Origin of the sequence: Corallococcus sp. AS-1-12 (genome assembly GCF_020036995.1) — a bacterium.
GTDB lineage: Bacteria > Myxococcota > Myxococcia > Myxococcales > Myxococcaceae > Corallococcus.
Window position 1 is genome coordinate 182,965 of sequence record NZ_JAIQDD010000003.1, and the last position, 25,894, is coordinate 208,858.

Genomic DNA, 25,894 nt, shown 5'->3' on the forward strand with positions numbered 1-25,894 from the left:
CCGGCCCGCCACCACGACCCCTGGGACTCAGCCCGCTGTCGGCTCCCGTGCATCCACGGGGCCCGGTGGGACGGCCTGGAGCGCCTGCGCGGGCTCCGGGGCGGTCAGCCGCCGCCAGACGCGGGTCGTCAGCCAGACGCTGCATGTCAGCTCCGACACCCACCCCAGCCCCAGGGCCCAGGCGGCCCCCACCGGGCCCACGCGCGGCACCCACACCGCGCTGCCCAGGGCGACCACGGCCACGGAGACGACGAGCAGCACCACCTGTCCCTTGAGCTCGCGCGCCGCGGTGAGGCCCACCGCCAGGCTCAAGCAGACGTACTCCAGCGCCGCGGCCCCCATCAGCCAGACGAACAGCGTGAGGTTCCTGGCGTAGGCGGCCCCGTAGAAGAGCGTCAGCGCCCACCGGCCGAGCAGCGCCGCGCCGGCGATGGCGCACAGGCCCACCACCGCGGACGCCGCCGTGAAGCCCGCCAGCGCCCTGCCGTAGCGGCGCGCGTCCCTCGCCGCGTGGTAGCGGCCCAGCCGGGGGCTGACGGCCTGCCCCAGCGAGTGCACCACCCGGCCGCCCAGCGCGGCGAAGTACGCGAGCGCGGCGTACATGCCCAGCTCCGCCTGGCCCGCGTGCGCCTCCAGGAGGTAGCGGGGGATGTTGGGCCTGAGCGCCGCCAGCAGGGCGGTGAGGCCCAGCACCCAGCACAGCAGGAAGAGGGCCTTGAGCCGACTTCCCTCCGTGCGCCACGGCGTGCGCCAGAGGGTGCTCCAGGAGCGCATGCCGGGGAACTCGCGCTGGAGCGCCCTGGCGTCGAAGACGAAGAGGACGATGGCCCAGGCGAAGGCCAGGGCCGCCGCGCCGGCGATGGGGCTGTGCGTGAGCCACAGCGCCAGCGGCACCAGCACCACGGACAGCACGCTCTTGGCGATGGTGGACCGGGCGATGAGCCCCAGCCGCTCCGCCTTCTGGAGCGCGCCGTAGAAGACCTCGCTCACCGCCTCGAAGCCCTTGGCCAGCGCCACCAGCGCGATGACCCAGCCCGCGTGGAGGGAGTCCGCCATCGCGGTGGCGATGGCGCAGCACACCGCCACGCCCGCCACGACGTTGAGCACCATCAGGCCCAGGTAGTGCTCGAAGCCGAAGGTGCTCCTGGCGTCCGTGGCCTGGAGCGTGCGCAGTTGCATGCGGGCCATCAGCAGCACCGGGGCGGTGATGGCCAGGGCGAGCGCGAACTGGCCCACTTCTTCCATGGTGGCCAGCCGCGCGAAGGCCACCAGGACGCCCCACTGCGCGAGGGCGTAGACGAGCCCGGCGGAGAGCGACCAGATGAAGTTGCTCCCCACCGAGCGCGCGGTCATGACCGTGCCGCCGCCGCGCGCTGCAGGACCTCTGACAGCCGCCGGGCCGCGATGTCCGCGGAGTAGCGCTCCCGGCCCAGCTTCCCGGCCAGCGCGCCGGCCTCCGCCAGCCAGCGCGGGTCGCGCAGCCGTCTGGCCAGCATGGCCGCCGCGGCGGGGATGTCCCTGGGCGGCAGCCTGAGGCCGAAGGCCTCCCGGTCCAGCAGCTCCGCCTGCCAGCCGCCGTAGTTGAGCGCCAGCGGACGGCCCGCGGCGAGCGCGTCGAAGAACTTGTTGGCGGAGTTGTCCTGCATGCCCGGCACGTCCGTGAACAGCGACGTGGCGATGGTGGCCGCGTTCAGCACCGCGGGCACCTGCTCCTTGGGCACGCTGGGCAGGAAGAAGAGGTTCTGGTCCTTCACCCCCAGCCGCTCCGCCAGCGAGTGCAGCATGGCCTCTTCACGGCCCTTGCCCATGATGACGAAGCGGACCTCCGGGTCCAGCTTCCGCATCTCCGCGGCCACCCGCACCAGGTACTCCACGCCGTTCACCAGCCCCAGCGTGCCCGCGTACAGCACCAGGGGCCTGTCCCCCAGCCACGCGTACTTCTGGCGGAACGCCTGGCCCGCGGACGCCGGCACCTGGAAGCGCTCCGGGTCGCAGAGGTTGGGGATGATGGTGATCTTCTCCGGCGGCACGCCCGCCGCCTCCACGCCCGCCTTCATGCCCGGCGACAGCGCGACGATGTGCTCCGCGCCCGCGTACGCGGCCTTCTCCAGGAGCTGCGCGGCCAGGATGGCGGAGCGGCTCTTGAGCGCGCCCACCGCGATGGGGATGGCGGGCCACAGGTCGCGCACCTCGAAGACCATGGGCCGCTTGTTCCACCGCGACGCGGCGATGCCCGGCACCGCGATGGTGAGCGGCGTGCTGGTGGCGAAGAAGACGTCCGCGGGCAGTTGCGCGGCGCGCCGCGTGGAGTTGACCGCGAAGTGGCTGAAGGCCCGGATGCGGTCCGGGTAGCTCATGGCGTTGCTGTAGGGCACCGGCAGCCAGTGCACCTGGATGCCGCTCTCGTTGGACTCGCGCCAGCCCTTGCCCGGGCGGACGTCCGTGCGGGTGTCGGACGTCACCATGTGGACCTCGTGGCCCATGGAGACCAGGCGCCGCGCGAGCTCATAGGAGCGCGTCCCCCCGTGCATGGTGGGGGTGTTGAAGTACTGATGCAGGTAGACGATGCGCATGTCAGACGGCTCCTGTGAATGAAGGTTGGGGAAGGGGCGTGCCCGACTGCGCGGGCTGGCGTCCGGGGACCGCGGTCGCGGAGGCCATCACCATCAAGAGGAAGAGGGCGCGGCTGTCGTAGAGGTCGCCGCTGGCCTGGCTGCCCAGGAGCACCAGCACCGCCGCGCCCACGGTGGCGCCGTCCAGGCCCTGGCGCCGCAGGAGCGCCGAGCGCACGAAGGTGGCGAGCACGGTCGCGAGCAGCAGCAGCCCCACGACGCCGCCCTCGCAGAAGACCTCCAGGAAGAGGTTGTGCGGGTAGACGCCCAGGCGCAGCGCGGGGAACGCCGCGAGCCCCGCCCCCGCCACCGGGTAGTCCTCGCCCAACTGGAGCGCCCTCGCGTAGAGGATCTCCCGCCCGGACAGGTACACCTTGCCGTCGTTGCTGCTGGCGCCGCCCGCGCCCGCCTCGTAGTTGAGGGTGAGGCGCAGGAAGCGCTCCTGCACGGAGTTGCTCAGCGCCTCCCCCAGCGGGGAGAACATGGCCACCGCGGTGATGGCGGCGGTCGCCAGCAGCAGCAGCAGCAGCAGCCGGCGCAGCGGCACGCGCCCCACCACGAGGCAGGTGATGATGCCCGCGGTGATGGCGGCGGAGCCGCCGCGCGACCCCGTGAGCAGCGCCAGCACGACGCCGGTGGCGGCCACCGGAATCCAGAACCACGCCTGGCCCTTCCAGTACCAGAAGTAGAGCGCCCCGATGGCGAGCAGCCCCATGAGCCGCGCGAAGATGTTGGGCCCGCCGCCCATCACCGCGAGCCGCGCGCCCGCGCCGCCCCCCAGCAGTTGCTTGACGCCGGTGAGCGCGAGCAGCGCCGTGGCCGCGACGACGGCGGCCCAGAACGCGTCCAGCACCCGGGGCGCGGGCTGGCGCAAGCAGGCCAGCGCGAAGCCCACGCACATCATCCCCACCAGCAGGAGGTCGCAGACCTTGGTCAGGGAGAAGAGCGGGTCGGGCGACCAGGCGGTGCTGGCGCACATGTAGCCCAGGAAGCCCAGCAGGGCCGCGATGAGCGGCGGGTCGAACCGCGCCTCGCCGGGGCGCGCGTCGCGGCGGGCGCGGTGCAAAAGCCCCACGGAGGCGAGCAGCGTCCCGCACAGGACGATCCACAGCCGCAGCTCCAGGATGAGGTTCGTGTCCACCTCCTCGTTGACGGCGAGGCCCAGCCGGTGGAAGCCCCAGCGGCCCGCGAGCACGTAGAGCGCCGCGATGAAGCCCAGTCCTGTGCAGCTCAGCCAGCTCACGGCGTCGTCCTCCCGGCAGGGCTTCAGCCCGCGGACGGGTATTCGTATTGGTAGACGCCGCTCACCGCGCGGCCCGTCCGGGAGCGCGGCACGCCGTTGAGGACCACGCCCCGGGCCGGGACGCCGCTCTGCTCCAGTTGGTGCAGCGCGGTGGCCACCTCGCGCAGGGACTGGGTCGCCGCGCGCACCACGGCCAGCCGCACGCCCGCGTGCCGGCCCACCAGCGCCGCGTCCGTCACCGCGAGGATGCAGGGCGTGTCGAAGAGGACGACGTCGTACTCCGCCGCCACGCGCGCCACGAACGTGTCGAACGCCGCGCCGGCCAGCAGCTCCGCCGGGTCCGGCGGGAGCGCGCCCGCGCCCAGGAACGACAGGCCGGGGGCGGCCTCCTGGAGCAGGGCCTGCTCCAGCGTCGCGGTGCCCCGCAGCACCTCATGGAGGCCGGGGACGCGCGCCTCGCGGAAGCACCGGTGCAGCCAGCCGCCGCGCAGGTTCGCGTCCACCAGCAGCACGCGCTGGCCGGTCTCCGCCAGCAGCCACGCCAGGTTGAGGGTGATGAAGGACGTCCCGGCGCCGGGGCCCGTGCCGGTGAGGGTGACGACGTGGCTGCCCGCCTCCTTCATGGCCCGCTGGAGCCGGGTCCTCAGGCCGCGCACGCATTCGATGGTGACGTCCCGGGGGACGCTGCGCGCCAGGACGATGGAGGGGCCGCGCGGGGACGCCGCGCGGCGGGGGCCGGTGGGGACGCTGGCGAGGACGGGCACCGCGAGCGCGGACTCCAGGGCCGCGGGGTCGGTGACGCCCGGTTGCAGCGACCGCCGCGCGAAGGCCAGCGCGACGCCGGACACCAGCCCCAGCACCAGGCTGACCGCGAACACGTCCTGCTTCGCGGGGCGCACGGGCAGGCGCGTCACCACGGGCGCGTCGATGATGCGCGCGTTGGTGATGGTGCTCGACTTGAGCACCCGGTACTCCTGGGCCTTGTTGTTCAGTTGGAGGTACAGCTCGTTGGCCACCTTCACGTCGCGCGTGAGCTGGGCGGACACGCGCTCCGCGTCCGGCAGCCCCTTGAGCCGGGTGTCCAGCGCGCTGCGCTCCGTGCGCAGGCGGGCCAGCTTGCGCTCCATGGCCACGAGCAGCGGGTGGTGCTCGGTGAAGCGCTGCCGGAGCTCCGAGCGCTCCAGCGCGAGCGTGGAGAGGTCCTTGTCCAGGTCCACGCTCCGGTTGAGCACGGCCTGCGCCTCCAGCCCCAGGTCCACGCCGCCCTTGCCGGCGCGGTAGTCGCGCAGCGCGGCCTCCGCCTGCTCCAGGCTCTGGCGCAGCCCGGGGAGCTGGCTGTCCAGGAACGACAGCGTGCGGCCCGCCTCGTCGCTGCGGCGCTCCACGTTGGAGCGCACGTACGTGTCCGCGATGTTCTGGAGCAGGGTGGTGGCCAGCACCGGGTCCGGCGCGTCCAGGGTCAGGTTGAGCACGCCCGTGCCGGCGCCCTTCTCCCCCATGCGCAGCGCGCGCTGCAGCTCCTCCACCACCGCGAGCTTCGAGCGGCGCGTCACCTGGAAGCGCGTCCCCGGCCGGGCGTGCAGCGCGGTGACGAGCAGCTCCACCTCATGGGCCGCGCCAGCCTCCGTCCGGGCGTCGGCGCCCACGGCGCCATGGAGCACCACGCCCCCCTCGGGGCCCCGCAGCGTGTACGCGCCGTCCGCGTCCGCCACGAGCGTGAGCGGCAGGTCCTCCCACTCCGTGGGCACGTTCAGCCGCTCCACCTGGAGCTTCTCCCCGCCCCAGGCGAAGGAGGCCCCGCCCCACCACGGCACCGGCGCCAGGTCCGGCCCCGCGTGCGCCCGGGCGCGGGCCGCGCCCACCAGCGGGAAGTAGCGGGGCCGCACGCTCACGCCCAGGTTCAGCGCGTCCGCCACGCGCCCCAGCAGCGCCCTGGAGCCCAGGACCTCCATCTCCGGGGCCGCCAGGCTGGGCGCGTCTGGAATCAGCGCGTCCAACTGGCCCAGGCTGCTGCCCTTCTGCTCGATGCGCAGGATGGCGTTGGCCCGGTACACCGGCGCCGCGGTGAGGAAGTACAGCCCGCCCACGGCCAGGGCCAGGGCGACGCACGCCGCGATGGTGCCGCGGCGCTCCCCCAGGATGGCCAGGTATCGACCCAATCCCAGCTCATCGTCCTGCGTGCCGGGGCCGGGGCGGGGCGGCGTCACGCGTTCAGGAGGGCTCGTCATGGGTTGTTGATGATGATGGTTCTGTCTCCGATATCCACTGCCTGCCAGAGCAGCTGAACTGTTGGCTGGATTTGCTGGATGATGCGATTCCAACGTGTCAGGTCGTGCGCGGAGACGAAGATGACGTCGCGCGGTTGCAATTGGAAGTGTGTCGCCAGGAGCAGCGCGTCCGGCGACTTCGCGTCCAGCTTGAAGATGTAGGGCCGCTCGAAGCTGCCGCGGATGACATAGATGCGGCCCGGGTTGGACGTGAGCGGGTCGAAGCCCTCGCTGTCGCCAATGGCCTCCGCCAGCGTCATCCGGCCCTTCACCATCACGCGCGAGGAGGGCCTGCGGACCTCGCCCAGCACGAAGACCTTGTTGCGGCTGCGGTCCGCCACGTTGAGGATGTCGCCGTCCTGGAGCAGCCAGTTCTGGCTCACGTCCCCCTGTTCGTAGAGGGCCTGCAGGTCGAGCGTGAAGGTGGTGCCGCCCCGGCTGAGGGTGACGGTGCGCAGGTCCGCCTCCGGGCCGAAGCCCTTCGCCTGGGCGATGGCGTCCTGCACGCGCAGGGGCACGTCGGTGACGGGCAGGGTGCCGGGGGCCACCACCTCGCCCGTCACCTGGACCTTCTGGCCGCGGAAGCCCACCACGCGCACGTCCAGTTGGGGCTTCTCGATGACGCTCGCCAGCCGCTGCGTGAGCAGCTCGCGGATCTCCCGCAGCGTCTTGCCCGCGACGGGGATGAGGCCCACGTGGGGGTAGAACATGGTGCCGTCCGCCGCCACGGGGTTGCCCACGGTCTCCGCGGGGCGGAACTCGCCAGCGGGGATGGTGAGCTCCGGGTGGTCCCAGACGATGACGCTCAGCACGTCGTGCGGCGTCACCCGGTAGTCATAGTCCGTGGCCACCCGCGCCAGCGGATCCACCAGGGGCGCGGGCCGCGCCTGCCTGCGCTCCTCCAGTTGGTGGCTGATGAGGGACGCGTCGATGGGGATGATGTCGTAGGCGCCGTCCGCGCCAGCGTCTGCCTTTCCCTCGTAGCGCTCCCGGAAGGCGTCCTCGTCCATATGCATTCCCGGGCCCCAGGCGCATGCGCTCAGGCAAGACACCGCGGCCAATAACAGGACGTGTTTCATGGGCGGGCAATCTTCCGGATGAAGCGTGCGAGCGTAAGCCCGAACAATGCCAAATGTCTGGAAGCCGTTATGCCCCGCTGGTGAGGTGACACATGCCCTGCCCTGGGGGGCTGAGGGGGGCGCGAAGCGCTGGAATCAGGACATCCGCGCTGCACCCCGGGGGGCGGTGACGGACCTGGGTCCCATCCACATACCCTCTGGCTGTTCCGGGCACTGTCAGGCCCGCTGTTTCCGCCCGGGGGGCGCACCCGTGAATCCAATGGCACCGTGGAGAGCCGTCCTCGTCCCTGACGGAGGCCAGCGCGCCGTTTCGGCTGACTACTTCCGCTCCGAGCAGCACCTGCGCGCGGAAGGCGTGACGCACAGCCTCATCGTGGAGGACGGGGCGGGGCGGGCCCTCCGGGTGCCGCTCATCGTGCGGCCCATTGAAGGCACGGGCTCCCGGGACGCGGTCTCTCCGTATGGGTTTCCCGGGGCGGAGCTGAACGGGCTCTCCGAGGTGCCGGTGGATGCCATCGATTGGCGGGGCACGGAGCTGGTCAGCGTCTTCCTGCGCGACCGCATTGGCGGGCCGTACTGCTTCGCGGGCGGCCGGCTGCGCGGGGAGGTGTGCCTCATCGACCCGAAGCTGCCGCTGAAGTTCCGCGGCGACCACGGCGCGGACATCCGGCGCAACGCCCGGCTCGGCTACGTCAGCTCCGTCGTTCCGGCGAAGGACTCCACGCAGGAGCAGCGCCAGGCGCTCAAGGCCATCTACCGGCAGACCATGGTCCGCAACCGGGCCGGGGAGCGGTACTTCTTCTCCGATGACTGGTTCGAGGAGGTCTTCACCTGCCCCTTCGCGTGGCTGGTGACGACGCGCGCGCCGGACGGGGCGGTGGCCTCCTCCGCGCTGGTGGTGCTGAGCGACGGGCTCCTGCACAACTTCATTGGCGGCACGGCGGACGCGTACCTGATGCATTCACCGGCGAAGAACGAGTTCCCGGTGATGGTGGAGCTGGCGGAGAAGCTGGAGGCCTGCGTCCACCTGGGCGGCGGCGTCCGTCCGGGCGACGGCGTCGAGCGGTTCAAGCGCGGCTTCGCCAACGCGATGTCCCGGTTCTACACGCACGACATCATCTGCGACCCGGAAGCGTACGCGCAGTTGTCCCAGGGGCACGCGGGCGAGGACTTCTTCCCCGCCTACCGCGCGCCCCGTTCCTGACGTTCCCGTGTCGTTGGTGGAGGGGTTCCCATGGTCCTGTCACTTCCCCAGCTCCGCGATGTCGCGGAGGCCCGCTTCACATGTCTCACGGAGCGGGAGCTGGCCGAGCGCCGGCGCGAAGAGGGCGTTCGCGTCATCTCCCACCGGGGGCATTACTGGGAGCAGTCGGGGGCGCCCGGCTTCTTCCAGCCGGTGCACCTGCTGGCGCGGCTGACGCCGGATGAGGCCACGCCGCCCACGCCGCTGGCCTGGGGCTACCGCGCGGCGCTGACGCCGGAGACGGCGAACGCCGCCACCGGCAAGGTGCCCGTGGTGCGGCTGAAGGACCTGGACACCTATGACATGAGCCGGCTGAACTCGAACCGGCGCAGCAAGCTGCGCAAGTGCCAGCGCACGGTGCGCATCGTCCAGCTCACGGGGCCGTCGCTGCTGCTGGAGCAGGGCTATCCCGTGGTGCGGGACGCGCTGACGCGCACGCAGCACAAGAAGATCCCCACGCTGGACGAGTACCTCAAGGGCCTGCGGCAGTACTTCGCCTCCGACCACTGGTGCGTGCTGGCGGGGATGGTGGACGACAAGCTGGGCGGCTACCTGGACGGCTACATCGTGGACGGCGTCGCGTATGGCTTCAGCGCCTACTACGCGACGTGGGCGCTGCCGACGAACATCTCCACGGGCCTCATCTACGAGTTCGCGCAGGTGTGCCGCCGGCTGGGGGCCCGGACCCTGGTGGGCGGGCTGCATGCGCGCGAGGCGGCCCAGCTCGAACAGTTCAAGGACGAGCTGGGCTTCGTCGTGGATCCGGTGCCCATCCACTGGGGCATGAACCCGCTGGCGCGCGCCTTCATCCGCTGGCGCCGCCCGAACGCGTACTACCGGCTGACGGGGCAGGCCTGAGCGCGGGCTACGGCGTCATCACGACCTTGATGCAGCCGTCCTCCTTGTCGCGGAACTTCTTGTAGAGGGCGGGGGCGTCGGACAGGCGGGCGCGGTGGGTGATGAGCCGCGTCGGGTCGATGGCGCCAGCTTGGATCTTCTCCAGCAGGGGCCGGGTGTAGCGGTGCGTGTGCGTCTGGCCCGTCTTCATGGTCAGGCCCTTGTTGACGAAGGAGCCGAAGGGGACCTTGTCCAGGAAGCCCACGTAGACGCCGGGCACGGAGAGGGTGCCGCCCTTGCGGCAGCAGTGGATGGCCTGGCGCAGCGCGTGCAGCCGGTCCGTGGCCAGCTTCACCGCGGCCTTCGCCTTGTCGATGACGGCGTCCAGGCTGCCGGTGCCGTGGGCCTCGGCGCCCACGGCGTCGATGCAGCGGTCCGGCCCGCGGCCGCGGGTCATCTCGTGGAGGGTGTCGAAGACGTCCTGCTTCGTGAAGTCGATGGTCTCCGCCTTGCCCCAGGACTTCGCGAGCGCCAGGCGCTCCGGCACGTGGTCGATGGCGATGACCCGGCCCGCGCCGAACATCCACGCGCTCTGGATGGCGAACTGGCCCACGGGGCCGCAGCCCCACACGGCCACGGTGTCGCCCTTCTCCATCTCGCAGTTCTCCGCCGCCATGTAGCCGGTGGGGAAGATGTCGGTGAGGAAGAGGACCTGGTCCTCGGTGAGGCCGTCCGGAATCTTGAGGGGGCCCACGTCCGCGTACGGCACGCGCACGTACTCGGCCTGGCCGCCGGAGAAGCCGCCCAGCATGTGCGAGTAGCCGAAGAGGCCGGAGGGCGAATAGCCCATCACCTTCGCGGCCATCTCCGCGTTGCGGTTGGAGCGGTCACAGAGGGAGAAGAGGGTCTTCTGGCAGAAGAAGCACTCGCCGCACGCGATGTTGAAGGGGACGATGACCCGGTCGCCCTTCTTGAGCTTGGTGACGCCGGAGCCCGTCTCCATCACCTCGCCCATGAACTCGTGGCCCAGCACGTCCCCGCTCTTCATGGTCGGCATGTAGCCGTCCAGCAGGTGCAGGTCGGAGCCGCAGATGGCGGTGCGGGTGACGCGGATGATGGCGTCGCGAGGGTCCTCAATCTTCGGGTCGGGGGCGGACTCGTAACGGACGTCGCCGTGGCCATGCCAGCAGATGGCTTTCATCGGTGCGGCTCCTGGGAAGGATGGGAAGAGGCTTTGGGCAAAGCTGGGGACTCGGGGCGTGCACGGCCAACGTGGGCGGGCCGCGGCCGCCTGGCCGACTGGCGCTCGGAAGAGGAAGGGCGGAATCGACGCCCGGGGATGCAATGGGATCCCTGGCGGATGCGAAAGTGAGGCGTGACCTCCGCCCCCGTCCTCGACTTCGGCCGCTACCTGGGCACGCCCCTCCAGCGCGTGGAGGTGGCGGGGCTCGTGCTCACGGAGAGTACGTACGCACCGGGTGTCCGGTTGCCATCCCACGGGCACCGGCACGCGGGCTTCCGGCTCACGTTGGAGGGAGGCTTCACGGACGTGGTGGAGGGCCGCGCGCGGGAGTGCACGGCCCGCTCGGTCGCCTTCCAGGCGCCCGGGCTGGAGCACGCGCAGCGCATCCGGGACGTGCGCACGCGCACCTTCAACATCGACTTCTCGGAGGCGTGCTGGCGGTCGCGGAGCGCGCTCGCCGGGCGGTTGGATCCGCGGGTGGACCTGTCGTCGGCGCGGCTGGTGGCGCTGGCGGCGCGCGTGTACCAGGAGTTCCGGAGCGCGGATGACGTGGCGGCGCTGGCCATCGAAGGGCTGACGCTGGAGCTGCTGGCGGAGGCGGTGCGCGCGTCAGCGCCGGTGCGGGAGGCGGGGGGCCCTCCGGCGTGGCTGGGGCGCGTCCGGGAGCTGCTGGACGCGGCGCGCGGACCGCCGCCCACGCTCGCGGCGCTGGCGCGGGAGGCGGGGGTGAGCCCGCAGCGGTTGGGGCGGGCCTTCCGTCAGGCCTGGCGGTGCAGCCCGGCGGAGTACCTGCGCCGGGTCCGGCTGGAGCGCGCGGGCCGGGCGCTGCGCGAGACGCAGCGGCCCCTGGGCGACATCGCGCTCGACGCGGGCTATTGCGACCAGAGCCACCTGACGCGCGAGTTCCGCCGCCGCCTGCACCTCACCCCGGCGGAGTACCGGCGGCTGGCGGGGCGTGCATCCGGTTCCACGCGGTAGGTTTCGTCCAAGACGGCGGTGGGCGGGCGGTCCTATCTCCCGGCCATGACCCTGCCATCGCATTCCTTCCGCCGCGCCGTGGCGCTCCTGGGCGCGCTGATGTGGACCGCCTGCGCGGGTTCCCGGCCCGTCCCGGCGGCGCCGGAGCCGGCCTTGCGCCGCGTGGACGCCGGACGCACGCGGTGGGTGCTGCGCCCGTCGGAGGCGTACGACGCGCTGTGCCTGTTGAACCTGCTGCGAGGCGACGCGTTCTACACGCGCTTCTACCCGGCGGAGTTCCAGCGCTTCTCCGCGCTCCTGGAGCCGCGGGAGCAGGCCGCGCTCGCGCACCTCACCGAGCGGATGGCGAAGCAGGGCGGCAAGATGGTGGGGCCGTTCCTGACGCTGGTCTTCTCCGTCACGGGGCCCACCACGGTGGAGGACCTGGCGGCGACGGTGGCGGACGACGCCGCGTGGAGCCGCATGCGCGCGGACTTCCTGGCCACGTCCTACGGACGGGAGGACGGCTTCGCGGAGATGGAGGACGTGCGAGGGGACCTGGGCGTCCTGCTGGCGTTCCTCGAGCGCGTGGAGTTCCCCCGCGTCTGGCGGGCGGAGTACCTGCCGCAGGTGGAGCAGGCCCTCTCCGGGCTGGCCGTGAAGGTGGCGCCGCACGACGTGGTGGGCTGGGACGAAGCCGTGCTGGGCAGGGAGCTCCCGGTGGCGGCGCTGAGCGCGCACGTGCTGAAGTTCGCGAAGCCGCACGGCATCCGGGTGACGGGGTGGAACTTCCTCACGGACGCGACCTATCCGGCGGACGTGACCGTGAAGACGGCGGTGCATGAGCTGCTGCATCCGCCGTTCACGCGCGAGGGCGAGCTGGACGCGAAGCTGTCCGCGCTGGAGGCGGACCCCTACTTCCAGCGGCTGGTGCGCGAGCATGACCCCGCGTTCGGCTACACCACGCCGCGCGGCCTGACGGAGGAGGACTGCGCGGAGGCCATCGACGTCTACGTCAGCGAGCGCGAGGGCCTGCTGCGCGACCGGGAGGGCCGGCCGCTCACGGGGGCGGAGTTCTTCCGCGCCCACGACGACGGCATGCACGTGCTGGCCTTCGTGCTCTACGAGGAGCTGAAGCGCGCGGGCCCTTCCCGCGCGGGGACGTACGAGGCCTTCCTGCTGGGCCTGTTCGAGCGGGGCGTGCTCGAGCCGGGCGGGCTGGAGCGCCGCTTCCGCGCCTCCCCGGGGCACTACCCCGTGAAGGCGCTGGGCGAAGCGGTGGCGCCGTGACGGCGGTTCACGGCGGGGTGTCCTGGGCGGTGCTCTGGTCCAGGCGCTCCTGGAGGGCCTTCCAGCCGCGGTTGCCCACTTCACGCGCGCGGTCGAGCGTCTCGCCCGCGCCCTGGGCCACCTGCTCCGGGGAGAGCTGGGCCGTGCGCTGGCGCACCCGGTCCATCCAGACGAGCGGGGTATAGAGCTTTTTGGCCTGCTCCGGCCCCAGCAGCACGGTGAGCACGTGCTCCAGGCCTCCCGCGCGAGCGAGCAGCGTCCGGCCCAGGAGCAGCGTCGCGCGGGTCTGCTGGAACAGCGGCAGGCTGTCCCCGTGCTTGCGCAGGGCCTGCGCGCTGTCGTGCACCTCGCGCCGCTCCGCCTCCTCCAGGTAGGGGCTGGCCGCGAGCTTGTCGAGCGCCGCCGCCGCCTCTTCGTAGCGTCCGCGCCGCGTGTGGATGAAGGCCCAGCCCCACCACGTCAGCTCGTTCTCCACGCCCAGCGTCTGGAGCGAGCGCAGCCCCTGCTCGATGTCGTCCTCGGCGGCGCGCTCGCGCTTGAGGCCCATGCGGTTCCAGGCGCGCAGGAAGTGCCCGGCCGCGAGCACCGCCTCCCGCGACTGCGCGGGCGTGCCCTGCTGGATGGCGGGGAAGCCCTCCGGTGGCAGGCGCTCCGTCTCGGTGATGAAGCCGGTCAGCTCCTCCTCGGCGGCGTAGTGGTAGCCCGCCTGGCAGAAGGCGACGCCCCGGCTCGCCTGCACCGCGGCGCGCAGGGCCGCGGGCCAGGTGGGGGAGGGCGTGGCGCGCGACAGCTCGTAGAAGACGAGCTCCGTGGCGGGGATGCGGTCGGACTTCTCCGCGGTGTCCAGCGCCAGCAGGACCGCGGCGAGGAAGGCGTGCTCCTGGCCCGCGTCGTAGGTCGCCAGGGGCAGGGGCGCGCCCTCGGCCCACCGGGTCCACAGCAGGGGGAACTCGTCCTCGTCGCGCGTCTGGAGCGTCTTGCGCGCCTTGTAGAGGGCGATGCCCAGGTCCAGGTACGTGCGGGCCGCCGCGCGCGTCGCCTCGTCGGTGAGGGGCTTGTCCGGCAACGCGCGCGTTCCGGCCACGGCCTTCCAGAGCAGGGCCACCTCCTCCGGAGCCCTGGGGTCGTCGCCCGCGCGCACGGAGAGCTTGAGGGCGCGGTAGGGCACGAGCGCGACGGAGTCCCGGAGGCGTTGGTCGATCTCCGCGCGTTCCTTCGCGGCGCGCTCGGCGTCTGTCTTCTGACAGCCGCCGCACGCGGTGAGTCCTACGAGGAGGAGGGCGGCGATGCGGTGGCGCAGCCCCCGGTGCGCGCGGACGGAGTCCTTCATGTCCGCGCACGGTATCATCCGAGCAGCGCGGCGAAGAGGTCGCGCGGATCCAACCCGGGCGGCAGTCCGGAGACGCCGCCGTCATTCACCTCCACCACCGCCCAGCCGCCGTCCTCCAGCATCGCCACGTCCATGGTGAAGAACGGGGAGGGGATGCGGCGGCCCAGCGGCTCGAAGGCGGTGAAGTCGGGCACCTCCACGTCGAACTCGTGGTACGGCTCCGCGGCCAGCAGCCGGCCTGCGCCGAAGAACAGCCGGAACTCCAGGTGCGCAGGGCCCGCGGGCGTCCGTCCGTACACCTTGAGCGGCAGGTAGCGGCGCACCACGAAGCCCCGCTCGAAGCGGTCGCCGCGCTCGTCGAGCAGGTTCTGGCAGGTGCGCTCGAAGTCCTCGCGGGTGGCGTCCGACGGCACGAAGCACGCCTCCGCCCAGCGCTCCTTCGCGGACTTCACGTGGTCCTTGAGGATGTACGGCGGAGGCCCCAGCTTCCGCGCCGCCCTCCACGCCTCCGCCACGTCCGGCCCCTCCGTCCAGACCGAGCGCGCGGTGTAGCCGGCCAGCCGTGGGTACCAGTGGGGCAGGTAGTGCGCGGCGGCGTACTGCTCCGGCGTCGTCACCAGCCGGTGTCCCAGCGCGCGCACGGCCTCGTCGAGCTCCGCGTACTCCTCCTCCGTGAGCATCCAGCCCCGGTACAGCATCCGGAGGTGGCCGCGCTCCGGCACGCCCGTGAGGGCCCTGGCCGCGTCGCCCGACAGCAGGGCGGAGAGGTCCGCCTGGTACGTGTCCACGCCCAGCGCTTCGGCCGCGTCGGCCTCCACGTCGAACGGATCCGGCTGGTGCGGGTTGCGACCGAAGAGGATTGCCTTCACGGCGGGGGAAGCGGGCATCCGGTGGCCTTTCGTCAGGGGAAGGGCCCCCGTGGACGCGAGCACACGCGGGGCCTGACACGGCCACGGCGGGCGCTGGCGGGCGCGGACGCGGGCGGCGTGTCGGGACGAAAGGGGCCTTCCGTTTGGCGGACGGCCTCGCACGGTGGGGCCTGACAGAGCCGCTTCCGGAGGGCTTGCTCACCGGGTGGCGGGCCCGTAAAGCGCCACTCCATGTCGAACCCATCCGACCTCCTCCACGCGGAGCTGCGGCCCTACCTGCGCGGCTACCCGACGGCCTCCGTGTGCGCGGCGATGACGTGGCGGGGCGCGCTGCACGTGGAGGGGCTCCGGCGCAAGGGGACGCCTCCGGCCACGGACGCCCTCTTCTCCCTGGGGGCGCTCACGGAGGTCTTCACTGCGGCGCTCTTGTCGGTGATGGCGGAGCGGGGGGACGTGCGGCTCGACGAGCCCCTGGGGAACCTCATCCCCGCGTCGCTGCTCAACGACGAGGTCGCGCGGAGCATCACGCTGGAGCAGTTGGCGACGCACACCTCCGGGCTGCCGCACCTGCCGCCGAACCTGGACGCGGCGCCCTCGAACCCGGACGACCCGTTCGGCCACTACTCCGCGAGCCTGTTCGGCGAGTTCCTGCGCAACTACCACCCTCGCCGGCCGCCGCCGCACCCGTCCTCCGAGTCCTTCCTGGGCATGGGGGTGCTCGGCCACGCGCTCTCCCGGCGCATGGCGCTGAACTACGGGCACCTGATGCGGGACGTGCTCTGCAAGCCCATGGGGCTCATGGACACCACGGCGCGCGTCACGGAGGAGTTGGCTCCGCGCCTGTTGCAGGGCCACGCCGCGCGAGGAAAGCCCGTGCCGCCGTGGACCTTCCCGGCGCTCCCGGGCGGCGGCGCGATGCACTCCACGGTGGGGGACGTGATGCGCTTCCTGGAGACGAACCTGGGGCGCGGAGAGACGTCCTTCACGAAGGCCCTGTACCGGATGCAGGCGCCCCGGGTGAAGGCGGGGGCCTTCCAGCGCGGCCTGGGATGGAACGTGTCCCAGGTGCGAGGGAAGGACGTGGTGTGGCGTTCGTCGGTGATGGGGGGCTACGTGGGCTTCATGGGGCTCAGCGTCGCGGCGGACGCGGCCGTGGTCCTCCTCGCGGACCACGGCTGGTCGCTGTTCGCCGCGCTGCGGGGGCGCGTGCCCCTGGAGGCGCCGGGGCTCGCGCTGCTGTCGCGGTTCCTGCCGCCGTGACGGGGCTTCAGGAGATGGTGAAGCGGTAGAGCTGGAAGCCGCCCGAGGAGGCCATCTCGAAGTCGCGCACGTTGCGCGGGGCGCCGGTCTCGCTGCGCTGCGCGAGCTTGAAGTCGCCGGTGCCGTTGCTGGCCTGGAAGCGGAACTCGTACGCGCCCGGTTCGGTGGGCAGCGGGGCGGCGGACATCTTGGTCACGGCCAGGTTGGCGAAGCCCGGAAGGGTCTCACCGTCCGGGCGGCGCACGGAGCCGATGGCGCGCAGGAAGGGCGAGCCGCCGGTCAGGATGAGGTACTGCGGGTCGGCGGTGCGCGCGGGCTTCGCCGGGGCGGAGGGGGCCGGGGTGGGCTCCTCGGAGGGGCGGGCCGCGCCCTTGGCGCCGCGCTTCGACTTCGATGCGGGCTCCTCGCTGGGGGCGGCGGCGGGCTCCTCAGGTGCTTTGGTGGGAGCGGCTTCGGCTTCGGACGTCTTCTGCTTCGCGGCGCGGCCAGTGCCTTTGCGCGAGGGGGCTTCCTCGGCGGCCGTTGCCTCCGTGGCGGGAGTCCCTTCCACGGTGCTCGCGGGAGCGGCGTCGGTGGCGCCGGTCTCCGCCTGTGGCGTGGGAGCGGTGGACTCCGTGGGGCTCTCCGAAGGCGTGGAGGCGGGAGTTCCTTCGGCGGGGGACTTCTTCGCGGAGGACCCCTTCGGCGTCTTCCCCGCGCGCTTCGAAGGAGCCGTGCTGGCATCCGTCTTCAGTTCGGCCGTCTCCGCAGCCGCGGTGGCCGGCTCGGGAGCTTGGGGCGGCTGTTCGGAGGGGACCGAAGCGGCGGCCTTCGGGGCCTCCTCGGTTGATGCGGGCTCCGCGACGACTTCAGCGGTCTTCGATGCATCGCCCTTCGGGCTCTCCTCGGTCGAGGAAGGCTTCGACGCGGAGGCCTTGGGGGCCTTCTTGGTTGAAGCAGACGGCGCTGCGGCTGCCGGCGCCGCACTTCCGGATGCCTTCGATGCGGAAGTCTTGGGGCTCTCCTTGGCCGGGGAGGACTTCTCGGCGGCTGTCTTTGAGGTCTGCGCGGCCGGCGTCTTCAGCGCCTTCGCACCGCCTGCCTTCACGGTGGAGGCCTTCGGCGCTTGCGCCGCGGACTTCGATGCAGGCGCCTTCGAAGCCTGTGCTCCCGATTTCGCCGCCGAAGCCTTCGGAGTCTTCGCTCCCTTCGAAGCGGAGGTCTTCGGAGCCTGAGCTGCCTTCGCGACAGGCTTTGCCTTGGAGGCCGGGGCCTTTGCCGCCGCGCCCTTCATCACCTTCGCGGGCTGCTTCGGCTTCGCGACCGCGGCCTTCTTCGCCGGGGCTGGGGCCTTGCCCCCGGCAGGACGGCCCCCGGGCTTCGAGGCGGCCTTGCCAGCGGCACCGCGGGACTTGGACGAATCAGAGGAGGCGGAAGGTCGGGTCGGGCGGCGCTGGGCCATAAAGTCATCCTCGGAGGACCCGAGCGGTCGGCGCCGTCGGCCCTCGTCCCCCGATGGCTAGTGCACCCACCGCCGCGCTGCAAGGCGCACGTGGGGGGCCCGCACGCTTCCTGTCGCCCGGAGACCGCTGGACGGGAGGAAGCCCTGGGATTTCCACGGGAGCGGCCCGTACCGTCATGGCTCAGCCGAGCGATTCCATGTGGGTGATGGCCACCAGCTCCAGGGTGGAGATGGCGTCGTATCGAGAGGCAACATCCATGCGGGAGAGGATGGCGCGAGATGCCCTCCATGCTCACCGCGAGGAATGGAGTCCACGCGGTTGACCCGAATCGCCCGGGCCCGCCCTCCCTGTGTCCCGGACCCCTTTTCCGGGAGGCTTTTCCCCCATGCATCCCCCTCGTTCGTCGTCCCGCGCGGCGCTCGCCGTGCTCCTGTTGCTATTGCCCGCCCTGGCCCTGGCGGCGGACCGGGGCGCCTGGGCCCCGGGCGTTGCGTACGCCGTGGGCGACATCGCGTCCTATGGCGGCAAGGGCTATGACTGCCGGCAGGCCCACACGTCCCTGGTGGGCTGGGAGCCGCCCAACGTGCTCGCCCTGTGGCTGGAGCGCACTGGCACGCCTCCCTCGGACACGCAGGCTCCCACCGCGCCCGGCTCCCTGCGCTCCACGGGCGTGACGGCCTCCAGCGTGTCCCTGGCGTTCAACGCGTCCAGCGACAACGTGGGCGTCACCGGCTACGAAATCTTCGTCAACGGCGGCGCCAGCGCGGCGGCCACCAGCACCACCCCCAGCGCCACCGTGACGGGGCTCGCCGCCAACACGACCTATACGTTCACCGCGAAGGCGCGCGACGCGGCCGGCAACCGCTCCGCCGCGAGCAACAGCGTCGCCGTGACGACGGGCAACACGGCTCCGGCGGGCAGCAAGGTGCTGGTCGGTTACTGGCACAACTTCGACAACGGCTCCACCAACATCCGGCTGCGCGACGTGTCGTCCATGTTCAATGTCATCCAGGTGGCCTTCGCGGAGCCGGTGGTGGGCGCGCCGTCGGGCACCATGGGCTTCACGCCGTACAACGCCACCGTGGCCGAGTTCAAGGCGGACATCGCCACGCTGAAGGCGCAGGGCCGCAAGGTGCTCATCTCCCTGGGCGGCGCCAACGGCACCATCCACCTGGACGACGCGGCGGCGCGGCAGGCCTTCGTCACCAGCATGCAGGGGCTCATCAACACGTATGGCTTTGACGGCCTGGACCTGGACCTGGAGGGCGCGTCGCTGTCACTCAACGGCGGGGACACCGACTTCCGCAACCCCACCACGCCGCGCATCCAGAACCTCATCGCCGGCACGCGCCAGTTGCTCAACGACAACGGCGCGGGCTTCCTGCTCACCATGGCGCCGGAGACCGCCTACGTGCAGGGCGGCTACGCGGCGTATGGCGGCCCGTGGGGCGCCTACCTCCCCGTCATCCACGCGCTGCGCGACCGGCTGACGTACCTGCACGTGCAGCACTACAACACCGGCACGGTGATGGCCCTGGACGGCCGCGCCTACGCGCAGTCCACGCCGGACTTCCACGTGGCCATGGCGGAGATGCTGCTCCAGGGCTTCCCCGTGGGCGGCAACGCGAGCGCCGTCTTCCCCGCGCTCCGGCCGGAGCAGGTCGTCATCGGCCTGCCGTCCTCGCCGCAGGCCGCGGGCGGCGGCTACACCACGCCCGCCAACGTGCAGAAGGCGCTGGACTACCTGATGAAGGGCCAGTCCTTCGGAGGCACCTATGTGCTGCGCCAGGCCGGCGGCTACCCGGGCTTCAAGGGGCTGATGACCTGGTCCATCAACTGGGACGCCTTCACGAACCACGAGTTCTCCAGCAGCCACCGCGCCTACCTGGACACCTACCGGTAGGCACGGTGCGGCCTCCGCCCCCGGGGCGTCCTGCCCTCAGCGTGCGTGCTAGCGTCGGCGCGGTGTCGACACGGGATGACAGGCCGGAGGGGCGGGTGACGCCGTCTTCCGACAGGACCCGGACCCTTCCCGAGAAGCCCGGGGGAAAGGTCCGGTTGAAGCTGTGGGTCCTGTCGGGGCCCTCGGCCGGCCGGAGCCACCCGCTGCCGGTGGGGGAGTACCGGCTGGGCAAGAGCGCGGACTGCGACATCGTGCTCGAGGACGGCACCGTGTCCCGCCACCACCTGCGGCTGGAGGTGCGGGAGGACCGCGTCGTCGCCACGGACCTGGGCTCCTACAACGGCTCCTTCTGTCAGGGCCTGCGCTTCAGCCAGTTGGAGGTCCAGCCCGGCGCCATCCTCCGCCTGGGGGAGACGCAGCTCAAGGTGATGCCCGAGGACACGCGTGAGCGCTCGCTGCTGCTGTCGCCGCGCGACCGCTTCGGCGCGCTGGTGGGCCAGAGCCGCCGGATGCGTGAGGTGTTCACCTTCCTGGAGCGCATGGCCCCGGGCGACTCGGACGTGCTCATCCAGGGCGAGACGGGCACCGGCAAGGAGCTGTGCGCCGAGGGGCTGCACCAGGAGAGCCCGCGCGCGAAGAAGCCCTTCGTGGTGGTGGACCTCGCGGGCATCGCGCCGTCGCTCATCGAGTCCGAGCTGTTCGGCCACGTGAAGGGCGCCTTCACCGGGGCGCAGGCGGACCGGGCGGGTGCCTTCGAGCGCGCTCATGGGGGCACCGTCTTCCTGGACGAGGTGGGGGAGCTGCCCCTGGAGTTGCAGCCGCGCCTGCTGCGCGTGCTGGAGCGCCGGCAGGTGAAGCGGGTGGGGGGCAACGACTACCGCGCGCTGGACGTGCGCGTGGTGGCCGCCACCCACGTGGACCTGGAGGCCGCGGTGAAGGCGGAGAAGTTCCGCCGGGACCTCTTCCACCGGCTGGCCGTGCTGCGCGTCGTGCTGCCGCCGCTGCGCGAGCGTCCGGAGGACATCCCGCTGCTCATCGACGCCGTGCTGGAGCGCCTGGGCAAGCCGCCCAGCACGCTGTCGGACCAGACGCGCGCCCTGCTCGCCCAGTATCCCTGGCCGGGCAACGTGCGCGAGCTGCGCAACGTGGTGGACCGCGTGGTGAACCTGGGGGAGGAGTCCCTGCCGGACATCGACCCGGGCGTCCCCGGCCGCGCCGCCTCCCGCGCGGGCGCGCTGAACCTGGCCCGGCCCTTCAAGGAAGCCAAGGAGCAGCTCGTCGAGGGCTTCGAGCGCGACTACCTCAAGAGCCTCCTCAAGCGCTGCGAGGGCCGCTTCAACCGCGCGGCCCGGGAGGCCGGCATCGACCGGGTGTACCTGCGCAAGCTGATGCGCAAGCACGGCCTGGAGCTCAGCGACGGCAAGCCCGGGGCGGACGAAGACGACGCCGGGTGACTGCAGTCACCCACTGGGACCGCCACCGGATGACTCAAGTCACCCACCCGCGAGCCCGCTCAGGGGGGCGCTCCCTCGGGGAGCCCGGCGCGACAGGGGGACCGGGGCGTTGGCATCGCTCCTGCTTTGGGGATGAGCACCGGCCACTGACGGCCACGACGACCCCGAGCAACCCATGATCTCCTCCATCTCCTCCCGCTCCAACCCGTCCTCGCTCTTCACGTCCCGGCTCCAGCAGACCGAGCCTTCGCAGCCGTCGCAGGCGGCCCAGGACAGCGCCGCGGCGGCCCTGCGCAACAAGCTCTTCCACACGGACAGCTTCCAGGCCCAGCCCGCGACGGGCACGCAGGCGGTGCAGTCCACCACGCCCTCGGCGCGGCCCGCGGGCGCGGGCTCCGACCCGGTGAGCGCGAGCACGCTCGTCTCGAAGAGCTCGCATGACGCGTCCAGGGACTACCCGGCGGTCTCGTACTCGGAGGACAAGCTGTACAACAACAAGTCGCTGGGCTTCTGGAAGAAGGAGATCTGGGACACCGCCACCCAGGCGGGCGCCACGCCCGAGGAGGCCGCGGTGCTCGTCGCGCAGGCGATGCAGGAGGGCGGCACGGACTACGCCAAGAAGGGCGACTCGACGAACTACGGCCCCTTCAACCTGAACGAGGACCTGCTCAAGAACTACGGCAAGCACCTGCCAGCCAACCTCCAGGACCTCAACAAGGAGACCCCGGAGGCCATCAAGCTCAACGTGACCAACGCGCTGGACGCGATGCGCGCGATGGGGGCCAACAACTACCTGCACCACGTGCGCGGCGGCCGCACCAACTTCGAGCACCCCGAGCAGCGCATCAGCAACAACCCGAACGTGAAGGCCGATGACGCGTTCGCCTTCGAGCGCAGCATCTCCAACAACGCGCGCCTCTTCCTGGAGTCCATCCAGGCCAACCCGTCCGCGCTGACCAGCAACCAGCGCTTCGCCTCCGACATCCCGAACATCTGAGGAGACGGTCGGGCGTGGAGGACGGGGCCCCGCGTGCGATGCACGCGGGGCCTCTTCGCGTCCCCACGCCGGGGCGCTACGAGCCGGACTCGCGCGAGCCGAACGAGTTGTTCTTGGAGCCGATGCCGGAGGAGTCCCCCAGCGGGGTGGCGTGGTTCACGTTCGACGCGGCGAGGGTGGACGTGTCACCGCCCTTGGGATTGACGATGAGCATCCCGCCGCCCTGGAACGAATCCCAGCCGGAGTTCATCGCCTGGGTGAGGTGCTGGAGGCTCACGTCATGGCTGGAGCCGGTGGCCGGATCGTGGATGCGGTACTGGCCCTGGGCATCCTTGCCGTCGATCTCCACCCAGTGCGCGCTGCCCGCGGGCGTGGTGCCGGAGGCGCCGGGCTGGATGAGGTTGGAGTCCACCAGGGCCAGCGCCTTCTTGCCCGAGTCGAGCGCGGCGTTCAGCGCGTCGCGGTCGAAGTTGGAGGCGCCGCGCGTCACCTCGAAGCCCTGGCCCGCGAGCATGTCGCTCATCTGCTTGGGCGTCGTGCCCTTGCTGTCGGAGTAGCCTGCTTGCAGCGACTGCACGAGCTGGGCGTCCGTCTGCCCCTGCCCCCCGCCGCTGGCGCGCACCAGCATCGCGGCGGCCGTCGCACCACAATTGATGTCGTCCGTCTGCCGGAGGACCGGCGTCGGCTGGGCCCAGCCCTTCGCGTCCGGGGACGTCGCGTCCGTGAGCGAGGGCACCTGCTCCATCTGGGACAGCTCCAGGGGCCGCGCGCCCTGGGGCTGCCCGGCCTGCGCGGCCTGCGCGGCCCATTGCCCCGCGACCTCGGGGGACTCCTCGAAGCGGTCCTGCGGCAGGTGGGTGGATTGACGCGCCTCGTGCACCGGCTCCGGCGCGCGTTGGCCCTGGACCGGCGCGTTGCCTTGCGTCGCGGCCGGCTGCTCGGTGGGCAGGGAGACAGGGTGGTGCTGGGGACGGGTGACGTTCATGATCAGCCCTTGTGCTCGGGGGAAGAGACCACGGCCCCCTATTATCGAAGGGGAGGATAGCCCGGTTGTGGGGGCATGGTGATGGCCGCGCCAGCGCCTCTAGGATGTCCCCACCATGAAGACCCCGGCCGGACATGAGCGCGACGACACGCTCCCCGCGCGCAACCCCGAGGGCGAGGCGACGCGCCTGCTGCCGCGGAAGTCGGCGGAGCCCGTGTCCGCGACGAGCGATTCGGACCGGCAACCCCGGGCCAGCGCGTCCTCGCCCATCCAGGTGGGGCGCTACCTGCTCCTGCGGCCATTGGGCGCGGGAGGCATGGGCGTGGTGTACGCGGCCTATGACCCGGACCTGGACCGGAAGGTCGCGCTGAAGCTGCTGCGCCCGGATGGGCACGCGGATCCAGAGCAGGGACGGGCGCGGCTGCTGCGCGAGGCGCAGGCGATGGCGCGCATCTCGCATCCGAACGTCATCCCGGTGTTCGACGTGGGCCTCTGGGGCGCCCAGGTCTTCCTGGCGATGGAGCTGCTGGAGGGAGGCACGCTGGGGCAGTGGCTGAAGGAGGCCCCCCGCTCGTGGCGCGAGGTGCTGGAGGCGTACCTGGGCGCGGGCCGGGGGCTGGTGGCCGCGCACGCGGTGGGGCTGGTGCACCGCGACTTCAAGCCCGCCAACGTGCTGAGGGACCGCCGGGGCCGCGTCTGCGTGACGGACTTCGGGCTCGCGCGCCAGGTGGGGCTGCCCTCTGGCGACGACGCGGACCTCGCCGCGCGGGAGGTGGCCGACCTGGCGGCGTCGCGGCGCATGCTGGATGCGCCCATCACCGTCACCGGCGCGGTGATGGGCACGCCGAACTACATGTCCCCGGAGCAGGTGCTGGGCGCGGTCCCGGACGCGAGCACGGACCAGTTCAGCTTCTGCGCCGCGCTGTACGCCGCGCTCTACGGCCAGCGCCCCTTCGACGTCGCGCGCATGCAGGCGCTGCGGACGCCGGCCGACCTGGAGGGCCCGGACGCGCCCCGCCTCCTGGAGCCGCCGCGCGACTCGCGGGTGCCCGCGTGGGTGGGCCGGGCGGTGATGCGCGGGCTGGCGCTGCGGCCGGCGGAGCGCTTCCCGTCGCTCGCGGAGCTGCTGGACGCGCTGGGGCAGGAGCCGAAGCGCAGGGCCCGGCGACGCGCGTGGAGCGGCGCGGCGCTGCTGGCGGGCGGACTCCTCCTGGGCGGAGGCGTGCTCCATCAGCAGTCGCGCGTGTGCGAGGGCGCGGACGCGCTCATGGCCCGCGTGTGGGGGGCGGCGCAGCGGGAGCAGGTGGTGCGTGCCTTCACCGCCACGGGCAGCCCGCTGGGCGCGGACATGGCCGGGCGCGTGGCGGCCGTGCTGGACGGGTACGCGCGAAGCTGGAGCCAGCAGCACACGGACGCGTGCAGGGCCACGCTCGTGGAGGGCACCCAGCCGGAGGCCCTGCGCGTGGAGCGCGTGGTGTGCCTGGAGCGGCGGCGCGAGGACGCGCGCGCGGTGGTGGCGCTGCTGTCTTCCGCGGACACCGCCCTGGTGGAGAAGTCCCTGTCGCTGGTGAACGCGCTCCCCGCGCTGGACGAGTGCGCGGACGTGGCGAAGCTGGGCGAGCAGCAGCGCCTGCCGGAGTCGCCCGCGGAGCGCGCCGAGGTGGAGCGCCTGGAGTCACTCCTGTCGGAGGTGAAGGTGCTGGTGGATGGCGGACGCCTCCCCCAGGCCCGGGCGCGGCTGGAGCCGCTCGTGGAGCCCGTGCGCGCCACCGGGTACGCGCCGCTGATGGCCCGGCTCCAGCTCCAGCAGGGCTGGATGCGCGAGCAGTTGGGGGACTCCGAGGGGGCCGCGACCGCGCTGCGGCAGGCGGCCTTCGACGCGGAGGCCGGCAGGGCGGACCGCCTGAAGGTCACCATCCTCAACCGGCTGCTCTACGTGGAGGAGGGCCAGCGGCACTTCGAGCCGGCGGAGGTCTGGAGCGGGCTCGCGGACGCGACGCTGCGCCGCATGGGCGGCGACGCGGTGCTGGAGGCGGAGGTGCGGGTCAACCAGGGCAACCTCGCGGTCGCGAGGAATGACTTCCCCCGTGCGAAGGCCCTGTTCGAGGAGGCGCGGACGCGGGCGGAGGCGGCGTTGCCGGAAGGGCACCCGCTGCGCGCGCGCACCCTCTTCCTCCAGGGAGGGCTGGCGATCCGGATGAAGGACACCGCGCGCGGCGTGGCGTTGATGGAGCGCGCGCTGTCGCTGACGGAGGCCGACGTGGGCCCGTTGCACCCGGACACCGCGCGGAGGCATGACGCCCTCGCCTGGGCGCTTCGCGAGGCGGCGGAGCCGGCCCGGGCCCTGCCGCACGCGCGCGCCGCCGTGGAGATCCGCAAGGCGCTCCTGGGCGCGCGCACGTTGCCGGTGGCGGAGGGGCTGGACGAGGTGGGCATGTGCCTGCTGGCGCTGGGCCGCCATGACGAGGCGCTGCGCGTCTACGAGGAGGCGCTCGCGACGAAGCGGCAGGTGGCGCCGCCGGGGGACGAGACCTTCCAGTACAGCCAGGACGGCGTGGGCCAGGCGCTGCTGGGCCTGGGCCGCGCGAAGGACGCCATCGCGCCGCTGCGGCTGGCGGTGGCGTACCCGTCGATGCCGGACGCGACGCTCGCGGAGTCAGGCTTCGCGCTCGCGAGGGCGTTGTGGGAGGCCGGAGAGAAGCAGCCCGCGAGGCAGGAGGCGGAGACGGCCCGCGCGCGCTTCGTCCGCGCCACGCGCGAGCCCGAGGCCGCGACGGTGGCCCGCTGGCTGGAGACGCACCCGGCGGACCTGGAGCCCGCCGCCGTCCCCGCGCGCTTCCAGCAGCCTCCTCCTCACGGAAGGCGGTAGCGCCACCGGGTGAC

General features: G+C 72.4%; 20 protein-coding genes. 10 read left to right on the forward strand and 10 right to left on the reverse strand.

What is annotated here, in order from left to right; all coding sequences use genetic code 11:
- Positions 1-27: 27 nt before the first annotated feature.
- From K8556_RS05615 to K8556_RS05635, 5 genes are read right to left on the reverse strand one after another with little or no spacing between them, the layout of a single operon-like run.
- Positions 28-1,353, reverse strand: a complete 1,326-nt coding sequence (locus tag K8556_RS05615; RefSeq protein ID WP_223738973.1) for a lipopolysaccharide biosynthesis protein — start codon at positions 1,351-1,353, stop codon at positions 28-30.
- On the reverse strand, positions 1,350-2,573 hold the full coding sequence (locus K8556_RS05620) for a glycosyltransferase family 4 protein (RefSeq protein WP_223738974.1): 1,224 nt from the start codon (positions 2,571-2,573) through the stop codon (positions 1,350-1,352). Before K8556_RS05620 ends, K8556_RS05615 begins: the two co-directional genes overlap by 4 nt.
- 1 nt (position 2,574) lies before the next feature.
- Positions 2,575-3,855, reverse strand: a complete 1,281-nt coding sequence (locus tag K8556_RS05625) for an O-antigen ligase family protein (protein ID WP_223738975.1) — start codon at positions 3,853-3,855, stop codon at positions 2,575-2,577.
- Positions 3,856-3,878: 23 nt separating this feature from the next.
- Positions 3,879-6,083, reverse strand: coding sequence for a polysaccharide biosynthesis tyrosine autokinase (locus K8556_RS05630; RefSeq protein ID WP_223738976.1), 2,205 nt, complete (start codon positions 6,081-6,083; stop codon positions 3,879-3,881).
- Positions 6,080-7,201 (reverse strand): polysaccharide export protein, encoded by a 1,122-nt coding sequence (locus tag K8556_RS05635; protein WP_223738977.1) that lies wholly within the window; start codon positions 7,199-7,201, stop codon positions 6,080-6,082. Before K8556_RS05635 ends, K8556_RS05630 begins: the two co-directional genes overlap by 4 nt.
- A gap of 259 nt (positions 7,202-7,460) precedes the next feature.
- On the opposite strand from K8556_RS05635, the gene K8556_RS05640 reads away from it, so the two are divergent.
- Both K8556_RS05640 and K8556_RS05645 read left to right on the forward strand, forming a co-directional pair.
- On the forward strand, positions 7,461-8,405 hold the full coding sequence (locus K8556_RS05640; protein ID WP_223738978.1) for a GNAT family N-acetyltransferase: 945 nt from the start codon (positions 7,461-7,463) through the stop codon (positions 8,403-8,405).
- Between the two features lie 30 nt (positions 8,406-8,435).
- Positions 8,436-9,302, forward strand: a complete 867-nt coding sequence (locus K8556_RS05645) for a hypothetical protein (RefSeq protein ID WP_223738979.1) — start codon at positions 8,436-8,438, stop codon at positions 9,300-9,302.
- A gap of 7 nt (positions 9,303-9,309) precedes the next feature.
- Here K8556_RS05645 and K8556_RS05650 read toward each other — a convergent pair whose 3' ends face one another.
- Positions 9,310-10,482, reverse strand: coding sequence for a zinc-dependent alcohol dehydrogenase (locus tag K8556_RS05650; RefSeq protein ID WP_223738980.1), 1,173 nt, complete (start codon positions 10,480-10,482; stop codon positions 9,310-9,312).
- A 174-nt stretch (positions 10,483-10,656) separates the two neighbouring features.
- Between K8556_RS05650 and K8556_RS05655 the strand changes: the two genes are divergently transcribed.
- On the forward strand, positions 10,657-11,502 hold the full coding sequence (locus K8556_RS05655) for a helix-turn-helix transcriptional regulator (protein WP_223738981.1): 846 nt from the start codon (positions 10,657-10,659) through the stop codon (positions 11,500-11,502).
- A 45-nt stretch (positions 11,503-11,547) separates the two neighbouring features.
- Positions 11,548-12,771 (forward strand): hypothetical protein, encoded by a 1,224-nt coding sequence (locus K8556_RS05660; protein ID WP_223738982.1) that lies wholly within the window; start codon positions 11,548-11,550, stop codon positions 12,769-12,771.
- A 7-nt stretch (positions 12,772-12,778) separates the two neighbouring features.
- On the opposite strand, the gene K8556_RS05665 is transcribed toward K8556_RS05660, so the two are convergent.
- Together K8556_RS05665 and K8556_RS05670 are read right to left on the reverse strand one after the other, a co-directional pair.
- On the reverse strand, positions 12,779-14,101 hold the full coding sequence (locus K8556_RS05665) for a hypothetical protein (RefSeq protein WP_223738983.1): 1,323 nt from the start codon (positions 14,099-14,101) through the stop codon (positions 12,779-12,781).
- Between the two features lie 14 nt (positions 14,102-14,115).
- Positions 14,116-14,988 (reverse strand): ATP-grasp domain-containing protein, encoded by an 873-nt coding sequence (locus tag K8556_RS05670; protein WP_223738984.1) that lies wholly within the window; start codon positions 14,986-14,988, stop codon positions 14,116-14,118.
- A gap of 213 nt (positions 14,989-15,201) precedes the next feature.
- Between K8556_RS05670 and K8556_RS05675 the strand changes: the two genes are divergently transcribed.
- Positions 15,202-16,230 carry a serine hydrolase gene (locus K8556_RS05675; RefSeq protein WP_223738985.1) on the forward strand — a complete coding sequence of 343 codons (1,029 nt, stop codon included), beginning with the start codon at positions 15,202-15,204 and terminating at the stop codon, positions 16,228-16,230.
- Between the two features lie 7 nt (positions 16,231-16,237).
- On the opposite strand, the gene K8556_RS05680 is transcribed toward K8556_RS05675, so the two are convergent.
- Entirely contained in the window at positions 16,238-16,780 is a 543-nt protein-coding gene (locus K8556_RS05680; RefSeq protein WP_223738986.1) for a hypothetical protein, read from the reverse strand.
- Positions 16,781-16,844: 64 nt separating this feature from the next.
- Between K8556_RS05680 and K8556_RS05685 the strand changes: the two genes are divergently transcribed.
- From K8556_RS05685 to K8556_RS05700, 4 genes are all read left to right on the forward strand, one after another.
- A complete protein-coding gene (locus K8556_RS05685; protein WP_223738987.1) occupies positions 16,845-17,444 on the forward strand; it encodes a hypothetical protein in 600 nt (199 codons plus the stop codon).
- Positions 17,445-18,057: 613 nt separating this feature from the next.
- A complete protein-coding gene (locus K8556_RS05690) occupies positions 18,058-19,575 on the forward strand; it encodes a chitinase (protein WP_223738988.1) in 1,518 nt (505 codons plus the stop codon).
- A 155-nt stretch (positions 19,576-19,730) separates the two neighbouring features.
- Complete coding sequence (locus K8556_RS05695) at positions 19,731-21,029, forward strand: sigma 54-interacting transcriptional regulator (RefSeq protein WP_255651407.1); 1,299 nt, start codon at positions 19,731-19,733, stop codon at positions 21,027-21,029.
- 175 nt (positions 21,030-21,204) lie between these two features.
- Positions 21,205-22,026, forward strand: coding sequence for a hypothetical protein (locus K8556_RS05700; protein WP_223738990.1), 822 nt, complete (start codon positions 21,205-21,207; stop codon positions 22,024-22,026).
- A gap of 76 nt (positions 22,027-22,102) precedes the next feature.
- Here K8556_RS05700 and K8556_RS05705 read toward each other — a convergent pair whose 3' ends face one another.
- Positions 22,103-23,011, reverse strand: a complete 909-nt coding sequence (locus K8556_RS05705; protein ID WP_223738991.1) for a papain-like cysteine protease family protein — start codon at positions 23,009-23,011, stop codon at positions 22,103-22,105.
- A 115-nt stretch (positions 23,012-23,126) separates the two neighbouring features.
- Here K8556_RS05705 and K8556_RS39420 point away from each other — a divergent pair, with 115 nt between their 5' ends.
- Positions 23,127-25,880 carry a serine/threonine-protein kinase gene (locus tag K8556_RS39420; RefSeq protein WP_304503938.1) on the forward strand — a complete coding sequence of 918 codons (2,754 nt, stop codon included), beginning with the start codon at positions 23,127-23,129 and terminating at the stop codon, positions 25,878-25,880.
- Positions 25,881-25,894: the final 14 nt, after the last annotated feature.

What these genes read in the sequence shown, in the direction of transcription:
- K8556_RS05615 (WP_223738973.1), bottom strand. Translation starts at nt 1,353, where the DNA reads ATGACCGCGCGCTCGGTGGGGAGCAACTTCATCTGGTCGCTCTCCGCC.
- K8556_RS05620 (WP_223738974.1), bottom strand. Translation starts at nt 2,573, where the DNA reads ATGCGCATCGTCTACCTGCATCAGTACTTCAACACCCCCACCATGCAC.
- K8556_RS05630 (WP_223738976.1), bottom strand. Translation starts at nt 6,083, where the DNA reads ATGACGAGCCCTCCTGAACGCGTGACGCCGCCCCGCCCCGGCCCCGGC.
- K8556_RS05635 (WP_223738977.1), bottom strand. Translation starts at nt 7,201, where the DNA reads ATGAAACACGTCCTGTTATTGGCCGCGGTGTCTTGCCTGAGCGCATGC.
- K8556_RS05640 (WP_223738978.1), top strand. Translation starts at nt 7,461, where the DNA reads ATGGCACCGTGGAGAGCCGTCCTCGTCCCTGACGGAGGCCAGCGCGCC.
- K8556_RS05645 (WP_223738979.1), top strand. Translation starts at nt 8,436, where the DNA reads ATGGTCCTGTCACTTCCCCAGCTCCGCGATGTCGCGGAGGCCCGCTTC.
- K8556_RS05650 (WP_223738980.1), bottom strand. Translation starts at nt 10,482, where the DNA reads ATGAAAGCCATCTGCTGGCATGGCCACGGCGACGTCCGTTACGAGTCC.
- K8556_RS05660 (WP_223738982.1), top strand. Translation starts at nt 11,548, where the DNA reads ATGACCCTGCCATCGCATTCCTTCCGCCGCGCCGTGGCGCTCCTGGGC.
- K8556_RS05665 (WP_223738983.1), bottom strand. Translation starts at nt 14,101, where the DNA reads ATGAAGGACTCCGTCCGCGCGCACCGGGGGCTGCGCCACCGCATCGCC.
- K8556_RS05670 (WP_223738984.1), bottom strand. Translation starts at nt 14,988, where the DNA reads ATGCCCGCTTCCCCCGCCGTGAAGGCAATCCTCTTCGGTCGCAACCCG.
- K8556_RS05675 (WP_223738985.1), top strand. Translation starts at nt 15,202, where the DNA reads ATGTCGAACCCATCCGACCTCCTCCACGCGGAGCTGCGGCCCTACCTG.
- K8556_RS05690 (WP_223738988.1), top strand. Translation starts at nt 18,058, where the DNA reads ATGCATCCCCCTCGTTCGTCGTCCCGCGCGGCGCTCGCCGTGCTCCTG.
- K8556_RS05700 (WP_223738990.1), top strand. Translation starts at nt 21,205, where the DNA reads ATGATCTCCTCCATCTCCTCCCGCTCCAACCCGTCCTCGCTCTTCACG.
- K8556_RS05705 (WP_223738991.1), bottom strand. Translation starts at nt 23,011, where the DNA reads ATGAACGTCACCCGTCCCCAGCACCACCCTGTCTCCCTGCCCACCGAG.
- K8556_RS39420 (WP_304503938.1), top strand. Translation starts at nt 23,127, where the DNA reads ATGAAGACCCCGGCCGGACATGAGCGCGACGACACGCTCCCCGCGCGC.